This window comes from uncultured Sphingomonas sp. (assembly GCF_964235535.1).
Lineage (GTDB): Bacteria > Pseudomonadota > Alphaproteobacteria > Sphingomonadales > Sphingomonadaceae > Sphingomonas.
In genome coordinates this window covers 1-9060 of sequence record NZ_CAXSBH010000072.1, presented here as the reverse complement: position 1 = coordinate 9060, position 9060 = coordinate 1, and the positions used below count along the sequence as shown (strand labels likewise).

General features: G+C 70.1%; 7 protein-coding genes. 2 read left to right on the top strand and 5 right to left on the bottom strand.

What is annotated here, in order from left to right:
* The first annotated feature begins 105 nt into the window (after window positions 1-105).
* On the top strand, window positions 106-1401 hold the full coding sequence (dctA, locus tag ACFE7F_RS14810; RefSeq protein ID WP_375404622.1) for a C4-dicarboxylate transporter DctA: 1296 nt from the start codon (window positions 106-108) through the stop codon (window positions 1399-1401).
* Between the two features lie 10 nt (window positions 1402-1411).
* Here dctA and ACFE7F_RS14805 read toward each other — a convergent pair whose 3' ends face one another.
* The 4 genes from ACFE7F_RS14805 to ACFE7F_RS14790 form a co-directional block, all read right to left on the bottom strand.
* Window positions 1412-3817, bottom strand: a complete 2406-nt coding sequence (locus ACFE7F_RS14805) for a PAS domain-containing protein (RefSeq protein WP_375404620.1) — start codon at window positions 3815-3817, stop codon at window positions 1412-1414.
* Window positions 3810-5279 (bottom strand): ATPase domain-containing protein, encoded by a 1470-nt coding sequence (locus ACFE7F_RS14800; RefSeq protein ID WP_375404621.1) that lies wholly within the window; start codon window positions 5277-5279, stop codon window positions 3810-3812. Before ACFE7F_RS14800 ends, ACFE7F_RS14805 begins: the two co-directional genes overlap by 8 nt.
* Window positions 5280-5470: 191 nt before the next feature.
* Window positions 5471-6925 carry a M48 family metalloprotease gene (locus ACFE7F_RS14795; RefSeq protein ID WP_375404619.1) on the bottom strand — a complete coding sequence of 485 codons (1455 nt, stop codon included), beginning with the start codon at window positions 6923-6925 and terminating at the stop codon, window positions 5471-5473.
* A gap of 1 nt (window position 6926) precedes the next feature.
* Window positions 6927-7052, bottom strand: a complete 126-nt coding sequence (locus tag ACFE7F_RS14790; protein ID WP_375404618.1) for a hypothetical protein — start codon at window positions 7050-7052, stop codon at window positions 6927-6929.
* A gap of 80 nt (window positions 7053-7132) precedes the next feature.
* Here ACFE7F_RS14790 and ACFE7F_RS14785 point away from each other — a divergent pair, with 80 nt between their 5' ends.
* Window positions 7133-8203: a catalase family protein gene (locus ACFE7F_RS14785; protein WP_375404617.1), complete on the top strand. Its 1071-nt coding sequence runs from the start codon at window positions 7133-7135 to the stop codon at window positions 8201-8203.
* Here ACFE7F_RS14785 and cysC read toward each other — a convergent pair.
* On the bottom strand, window positions 8200-9060 hold an 861-nt coding region (gene cysC / locus ACFE7F_RS14780; RefSeq protein ID WP_375404616.1), incomplete at its 5' end, for an adenylyl-sulfate kinase. The genes ACFE7F_RS14785 and cysC overlap by 4 nt on opposite strands.

Here is a 9060-nt window from a genome sequence, read left to right as displayed (position 1 = left end):
GGCGCGCCAACGGCTGCATTCCACCCGGGCCACGCTGCGTCCTTTACTTTCGTGACCGAACTCCGCGTAAACTGGGATAACGGCAAGAGGGGCGGGTGGACGGGCATGACGACATCGGCGGCCTCCCCAGCAGGTTCGACGCGCGCAGGCCTCCACCGCTCGTTGTATTTCTGGGTACTGGTCGGCCTCGCTGCGGGCGCGATGACGGGATATCTGTTCCCGGCCTTCGGCGCTTCCCTGAAGCCGCTGGGCGACGCGTTCATCAAGCTGATCAAGATGATCATCGCCCCGGTCATCTTCTGCACGGTCGTCACCGGCATCGCGGGCATGACCAGCCTGGAGCGCATGGGCCGCGTAGGCGCAAAAGCGCTCGGCTACTTTCTCGTCTTCTCGACATTGGCGCTGGCGGTCGGGTTGGCCGTTGGCAACCTGCTTCGCCCGGGCGCGAGGTTGAACATCGATCCCGCGACGCTCGATTCGTCCGCGGTCGCCGGGTATCAGGCCAAGGCGCAGGGGCGAACCGTTACAGACTTCCTGCTGAACGTCATCCCGGACACGGCGGTTGGCGCCTTCACCTCGGGGGAGGTCCTCCAGACATTGCTGCTCGCCATCCTGTTCGGGGTGGCGCTGATGCTTTCGGGGGAGCGCGCCGCGCCGATCGCGGAAGCGGTGCGGCGGTTGGGCGAAGTGCTGTTCAGGATCGTCGGGCTGATCATGTACGCGGCCCCCGTCGGCGTGTTCGGCGCGATGGCGTTCACCGTCGGCAATTACGGGCTTGGTTCTCTATGGAGCCTGGCCGCGCTGGTCGGCGCGTTCTACGCGACCAGCGCGCTGTTCGTCTTCGTGGTGCTGGGGGCCGTGGCGCGTTGGACGGGATATTCGATCACGGCCTTGCTGCGCTATCTTCGCCGCGAACTGCTGCTCGTATTGGGTGCCAGTTCGTCGGAAGTGGCCCTCCCGGCGCTGATCGAGAAGCTGGAGCACGCGGGCGCGTCGCGTCCCGTCGTCGGGCTGGTCGTGCCGACGGGCTATTCGTTCAACCTGGACGGCACCAACATCTACATGACGATGGCCGCGCTGTTCATCGCGCAGGCGACGAACACGGACCTGTCCTTGGGCGATCAGCTCCTGCTGCTGGGGGTCGCGATGCTCAGTTCCAAGGGCGCGGCGGGCGTGACCGGCGCGGGGTTCGTGACGCTCGCGGCCACGCTGTCGGTCGTGCCGTCCGTGCCCGTCGCCGGCATGGCGCTGATCCTGGGCGTCGACCGGTTCATGAGCGAATGCCGAAGCCTGACGAACTTCATCGGTAACGCCGTGGCGACGCTCGCCATCGCGCGCTGGGAGGGGGAACTCGACTCCGCTGCGCTCGAAACCGCGCTCGCCCCGCAGGACGCGCGGTGATCCCGGCGCGCTACTCGACCGCCCGCAGGCGCGGCGGCGTCCGCGCGGCGCGGATCGCCGATCGTTCCAGCAGATCGTTGACGCGCGCCGACAGATCCGCCTGGCGGAACGGCTTGGCCAGCTTGGGCACGTCGCCCGGCACGTCGGCGGCGGTGTTGGCGAAGCCCGTCACCAGCAGCACGGGCATCCGCGGCCACGATCCCCGCAGCTCGCGGATCAGCGCTGCACCTGTCATGCCGGGCATCAGGTAATCGGTCACGACCAGATCGACCTCCACGCCGCCGCGAAGCGCCGCCAGCGCCTGCGCGCCCGAGGCGACCTCGACGACGGTGTGCCCCAAATCGATGAGTATGTCGGCGGTCCCGCTCCTGACCAGCTCCTCGTCGTCGACCAGCAGCACGGACGCACGCCTGAGCGCGGGCACGATTGCCGGATGCGCGTGCGTCGCCGCCGCGGCTCCCTCGGCGGCGGGCAGGAACAACTCGGCGCGAGTGCCCACCCCCGGTTCGCTGTCGAGCTTGAGAACGCCGCCCGACTGCGCTGCCAGCCCATGCGCCATCGACAGCCCCAGCCCTGTGCCCTTGCCGACGCCCTTGGTCGAATAGAACGGCTCCACGCACCGCTTCAACGTCGCCGCATCCATGCCGACGCCGGTATCGACGACGGCCACGCGCACGTAGCGCCCCCCGGTCAACCCGTCGTCGCCCGTGGCCGCATGCGCCGCGACCTCGATCGACAGCGTCCCCCCATCGGGCATCGCGTCGCGCGCGTTGACCGCGAGGTTCAGGATCGCGAGCTCCAGCTGGTTGGGGTCGACGGTCGCCGGCGGCGGCGCGCCTTCCACCTGGACCGCGACGCGGATCGTCGGCCCCAGCGAGCGGGCGACGAGGTCGAGTATTCCCTCGACCAGCGCCGCCGCGTCGACCGCCTGCGGTTGCAGCGTCTGCCGCCTGGCGAAGGACAACAGCCGCTGGGTCAGCGTCGCCGCCCGCTCCGCCGCCTGCAGCGCGTTGCCGATCAGCCGCTGCGACTTCTCGTCAAGCCCGTGTCGCCGCCGCAGCAGGTCGAGCGAGCCGACGATCGGGGTCAGCAGGTTGTTGAAGTCGTGCGACACGCCGCCCGTCAGCTGCCCGATCGTTTCCAGCTTCTGGCTCTGGCGCAGCGCCTCCTCCGCCTCGTCCCGCTCCGCCTCCGCGCGCAACCGGTCGGTGACGTCGATCACCGACGCCATCGCGCGGGTGATCCGTCCGTCCGCGTCGCGCGCCAGCCGCGCCGATACCAGCACGTCGGCCAACTCCCCCGACCGCTTGACGAACCGGTAAGGCCTGTCGTCGAACGCCCCGGTCCCGGACACCTGAGCCCGGTACCGTTCGAAATCCTTCCCGAGATCGTCGGGCGCGATGAAGTCGGTGATCGGACGACCGATCACCTCCGCCCGGTCGTCATAACCCATGAACGTCAGCCACCGATCCGACACGCTCATCAGCTTCAGATCCCGCCCCACCGAATGCAGCGCGACCGGCGTCTTGGCATATAGTTCGGCAAGCTCGGCCGTGCGCGCCGCCACCGCCGCCTCCAACACCTCGCGCGACCGCGCCAGCGCCTCGCGCGCTGCCATCTGATCGCCGATGTCCGTGCAGGAACCGTACCAGCGCGTGATTGCGCCGTCCGGGCCGCGCACGGCCTGCGCCCGCCCGAGCACCCAACGGTACTCGCCCGAATGGTGCCGCAGCCGATATTCGATCTCGTACGGATCGCCCGTCGCCAGGCTGTGCCGCCAGCGCGCCCAAGCCCGCTCCTGATCTTCGGGATGGAACATCCCGTTCCACGCCTCGCCGTCGGTCGATCCCGGCGGCATCCCGGTGAAATCGTACCATCGCCGGTTGTAGAAATCGTGGAACCCGTCGGGCAGCGTCGACCAGATCATCTGGTCGACCGAGTCGGTGATCGCGTGGAACTTGGCTTCACGTTCGCGGAACTCCGCCTCGCTCGCATGCAGCGCCTCGATCCGCCCGCGCGCGTCATACTGCCGTCCGCGCGCCGCCAGCGCCGACCGTACCGCGCGCAGCATCGCTTCCGCATGCAGCGGCCGCTCCAGCAGCACCACGTTCCGCAGACCGTCGAGCGTGGCGTTCGCCCGTGCCGACCGCACGCGCGTCTGTCCGTTGGCGAGCACCACGAACGGGAAATCGGACCAGGCCGGCTGGTCCGCCAGCCACGCCGTTACCGCGTCCAGCCCGCCGCCGCTCAGCGCCTCCTCCGCCACCAGCGCTCCGCCCGCCCCCCTCGCCAGGCAAGCGGCAAGCCCGGCCAGGTCTTCGCACGCGACGCAATCGATCCCGTGCCGCCTCAGCAGGTCGGCCGCCACCGCCGCGTCGCGCCCGCGCGGGGCGAGGATCAGGACGCCGTCATCCAATGGGATGCCGCTCCCGCTCGCTGGGGCCCGTCGCCGCCGATATATCGCCGCGGTATTCCGGCGATCCGGCCAGCACGCCGCGAAAGCCGGTCAGCGGCTCGCCGACGACCACGCCGCCCAACCCGATGCAGAACTCGCGGATCGTGCGCTCATGCGCGGTCGTGCGCGTCTTCACCACCGAGATCGATTTGCGCACCTCTCCGTCCGCCTCGAAGAAGCGCAGCAGCATCACCGCGTCGGCCAGATAGCTCAGATCGACGTCCGACTTCAGGTCGCCCATGATCCCATGCTGGCCCAGGATCATCAACGCGACCACGCTCCGTGCGCTGAGATAGCCGAGCAGTTCGTGCATCTGCAGCGTCAGGAACTTGTCGTTCGGCATCGCCTGCATGTACGCGTTCAGGCTGTCGATCAGCACGAACCCTGCGCCGTCCTCCTCCACCGCACGACGCACCGCGCCCGCGAACTCGCCCGGCGACAGTTTGGCCGGATCGATCTGCCGGATCGTCAATCGTCCCGACTGGAGGTACGGCGTCAGGTCCATGCCGAGCGCGGCCGATCGCGCCAGCAGCGTCGGCAACCGTTCGTCGAACAGGAAGAACGCCGCATGTTCGCCCCGCTCCAGCGCCGCGACCATGCAGCAGACGGCGGCGGTCGTCTTGCCCACCCCCGCAGGTCCCACCAGCAGGGTGTTGGCGCCCGGCACGAGCCCACCGCCCAACAGACGGTCGAGCGCGGCCACGCCCGTCGACACGGGCTCCGGCGCGAACTCGTAGAGCCGCACCGCCGGGACTAGCCGCGGATAGACGCACAAGCCTCCCGTCTCGATGGTGTAATCGTGATATCCCCCGCGGAACTTGCGTCCACGGAACTTCATAACCCGCAGTCGCCGCCGCTCCGCGCCGAAATCGATCGCCGACTGCTCCAGCGTCACGACGCCGTGCGCGATCGAGTGAAGCTGAAGATCGCCCGGGCCCGACGTCCGGTCGTCGAGCACCAGCACCGTGCAGTTCCGCTTGGAGAAGAAATGCTTGAGCGCCAGGATCTGCCGCCGATACCGCAGCGGATTCTGCGCCAGAAGCCTGAGCTCGGACAGGCTGTCGAGCACCACGCGCTGAGGCTGCAGCTCGTCCACCCGGTCCATCACGCCGCGCACCGTCTCGCCCAGCTCGACGTCGCTTGGATGCAGCAGCGTCTGCTCCAGGTCGGGGTCGAGCCCCGCCTCGGCCACCAGCTCTACCAGCGTCAGCGCGTCGAGCGACCAGCCGTGCGTCGCCGCCACCGCGCGCAGCTCGTGCTCGGTCTCCGACAGCGTGACGTAAAGACCCTTCTCGCCGAGCCGCGCGCCCTCCAGCAGGAAGCCGAGCGACAGCGTGGTTTTGCCCGTCCCCGGCGTTCCCTCGATCAAATACAGCCGGTTGGGCGTCAGCCCGCCGCCCAGTATGTCGTCCAGCCCGCCTATCCCCGTGCAGGCCTGCGGCTCTCCTACTGGTTTCGACAGCGCGGTCGTGAGCGCGCCGCTCTGTCCATCCGCATCCAACAGCCGCTTCCCTATCCCGTAGCCAGAGCAATTGCCGGCGGTGCCCTCACGGCCTGGTGGCCGATTGCCGCCCCGGGATCAACAAGATGAAGGCCAACGCCGTTCCGTCCGCATCACCGCGCGGCGGCATCGACCACCAGCTTGACCCGCCCGCCCGGCCTCGGACGCTCGCCCGCCTTCAACCCGTTCAGCATCGCGAACAGCGCGCGGCCGTTCGGGTCCGCCATCCGCGCGGACAGGCTCGCCGCGCCGTCGCCCGGCCCGACCGGCACGGTCCGCACCATTCGCGGTCGCAGCCGCATCGCCTCCTCGCGCGTGAGCGGTCGAAAGGACCCGATCAGCGCGCCGTCCGCTCCGGACGTCGTCGGCATCGTCCCCCGTCCGGGCGGCGACAGCAGCACGAAATGGTACGCCTGACCGCCGCCCGCGTCGTAGGCCGCGACCGTCAGCGGCACGACGCCGCCTTCCGCCTGGATCCGCATCCGCACCACCACCGATTCCAACCCGTTGACTAGTCCCCGCTCCACGCCCGCGACGTCGCCCGCGGCCTGCCCGACCAGCGCTTCCGCGAGTCCTTCCGCATAGGCCGCGATGTCGCCCGCCGGCATCGGCCCGCCGCCGAACTCGCCGCGCGCGCCGCCCGGCCCCGACAACAGCACCGCGCGTGGGGAGTTGGTCAGCGTCCACCCGGCCGGCGCCTCGAAGGTAACGCCCATCACCGGATGCGCGAATCGCCGCCCCAGCACGAACCCCTGGGCCGGGTCGTCGCCGTACAGCAGCCCGTCGACCTCGCGCAGGTAGGCCCCCTCGTTCTCGGGAAGCGCGTCGTCCGCCAGCCCCGTCGCCCGCGCCGCCTCCAGCGCCCGCTCGACGCGGTTGCCCGTGAGCGGGTGGCTGCGCGCCCATTCGGGGATCGACCGCGCCTCGTCGCGCCCCGCCGTCTCCGCGGTGAACCGCTCATTGGCCGCCAACCGGGCGAGCATCTCCCCTTCCGCATACGGATCGTACCCGGCCGCGCGCAGGTACCGCAGCCCTAGATCGTCGGATTTATACTCCTGGTCGCGGGAGTAGCGCAGCGTGAAATATTGCGCCGCCTGGCCCGCCAGCCGCGTCAGCCGCTCCGATCCCGTCAGCGACATCGCGATCACTCCCAACCGTCGGAACAGCGACCGCCGCTGCTGCCTTTGCGAATGCGCCCCGACGATGTGGCCCAGCTCGTGCCCCAGCACCGACGCCAGCTCCGCCTCGCTGCCCACGATCGCGAACATGCCGCGCGTCAGATAGATGTAGCAGCCCGGCACCGCGAAGGCGTTCACGACGTCGCTGTTGACCAGCGTGAACACGCATTCGCCGGACAATCCTGCCGCCGCCGCGATCCGCTCGCCCACCGCCGCGACATAGCGGGCCTGGGGCGCGTCGTACGCTCCGCCGAACTCGGCGAGCAGGCGTGGGTGCTGCTCCGCGCCGAATGCCCGGTCCTCTTCGGATACCTGCGCCGGCCGCTCCGCCGCCGTCCCGCCGCACCCGGCCAGCAGCAACGCCGACGCGAGCGCCCTCAATCCTCGCATCTCAGATCCATCCGAGCAGGAACAGCACGAGCAGGCTCAAACCCAGCGACAATAGCACCGAGCCCGCGCAACCGAGCCGTCGGGAGAAGAACAGGAACATGGATCGGCCTTGCAGGAGGGTAAGCATCACCGAACGGTCGAGCCGCGCGGTGGGTCCGGGCGCGATCTTGGAACCTCACGCCGCCCGTGCCGGTTGGCGTCACGTCCATGACCGATCCGCTGGCCTATTCCCCCGATATCGAAACCGTCGATCCCGGCGAGCCCGCGCTGTTCGACCGCATCGCCGCCGTCATGCGCGCCGGCGGCAAGGTCGCCCGCGACGGCGAAGGCCCGGGCGGGCGCATCAGCCACGTATCCACGATCGCCGCGCTGAAGGGCGAGGTGGTCGTTCTCTCCGACCTCGCGCCCGAACTCGCGCAAGGGATATTCGTCCCCGGCCGCCGCTACCCCGTCGTCGCGCGCATGTCGCACCTGCCCGGCGAGGATCTCGACCAACGCGGCGTCTCCTCGCACCGGGGCTTGTCGATCAAGCTGTTCGGCGTTCCCGGCGCGCTGCTCGGGAGGCACACGGGCGACACTCAGGATTTCGTGCTCGAGAACGCCCCAGCCTTCAACGTCGCCTCCCCCGCCGCTTTCCTTCTCGCGATCTCGACCGTAGAGGCCGCCGCCCCGCTGCCGCAGGGCGCAAAGGTGGCGGTGTCCGCGGCGGCGCGCGGGCTGAACCGCGCGCTCGGCGCGGTCGGCGTCGCCTCCGCCAATCTCGACATCCTGGGCCATCCCCGCCGCCACCCGCTGTCGGAGGCTTTCCACAGCCAAGCGCCGCTGCGCTGGGGCGCGTACGTCGCCAAGCTCGCCGCCTTTCCGGGCGACGGGCAGCCCGACCTGCCCTTCGACGCCGACGCCCCCGACGCGCTCCGCCGGGCCGCCGTCGCCCATATCGCCGGGCACGGCGCGACCTTCACGCTCGCCGCGCAGTTATGGACCGACGCGAGCGCCATGCCGATCGAGGATGCGAGCATCGCTTGGCCTGAGACGCTGAGCCCCCATCGCCCCGTCGCGATCCTCCGCTTTCCCCCGCAAGACGCCGCCGGCCCCGCGCGCATCGCGGGCATCGATGCGCTGTCCTTCTCCCCCGCCCACGCGATCGAGGCGCACCGCCCGCTGGGCGGCATCATGCGCTCACGCCTGGCGCTCTACACGGCTCTGAGCGCTGAGCGCCGCCGGGCGGCGGGGCTGCCGCTGACCGAACCGAGCGGTCCAGACGCGGTCGCCGACTAGGTCGCCCGAGCCGCCTCGCACGCGATCACCCATTCCACGATCAGGTCCGCCGCCGCCTCGGGCGTCATCGCCGCCGTGTCGATCCGTATCTCCGGTTCAACCGGCGGCTCATAGGGGCTGTCGATCCCGGTGAAGTTCGCTAGCGTCCCCGCTCGCGCCTTGGCGTACAGGCCCTTCGCGTCGCGCCGCTCCGCCTCGGCAAGCGGCGTGTCGACGAACACCTCGACGAACTCGCCCGGCGCCATCATCGCCCGCACGGCATCGCGCTCGGCGCGGAAAGGCGAGATGAACGCGCAGAGCACGATCAGCCCGGCATCCGCCATCAGCCTGGCGACCTCGCCCACCCGCCGCACGTTCTCCACCCGGTCCGCGTCGGTGAAGCCCAGATCGCGGCACAGCCCGTGGCGCACATTGTCCCCGTCGAGCAGGAATGCGTGCCGATTCATCCGCCCGAGCCGCACGTCGACCAGATTGGCGATCGTCGACTTGCCCGCTCCCGACAGCCCCGTGAACCATAGCACGGCGGGCCGCTGCCCCTTCTGCGCGGCGCGCGCCTCGCGCGGCACATCGATCGCCTGGGGGTGGATGTTGTCCGCCCGCTGGAGCGCGAAGCGCAGCACGCCGCCCGCGACCGTATCGTTTGTCTCCTTGTCGATCAGCACGAACCCGCCCAGCTCGCGGCTGTCGGCATAGGGCTCGAACACCACTGGCCGTTCGGTCGACACCACCGCCACCCCGATCCCGTTCAGCTCGAGCGTCCGCGCCGCCAGCCGCTCCATCGTATCCGTGTCCACCCGGTATTTGGGCTGCGCCACCTGCGCCGTCACCGTCTGCGTCGCCAGCTTCAGCCAGTATCC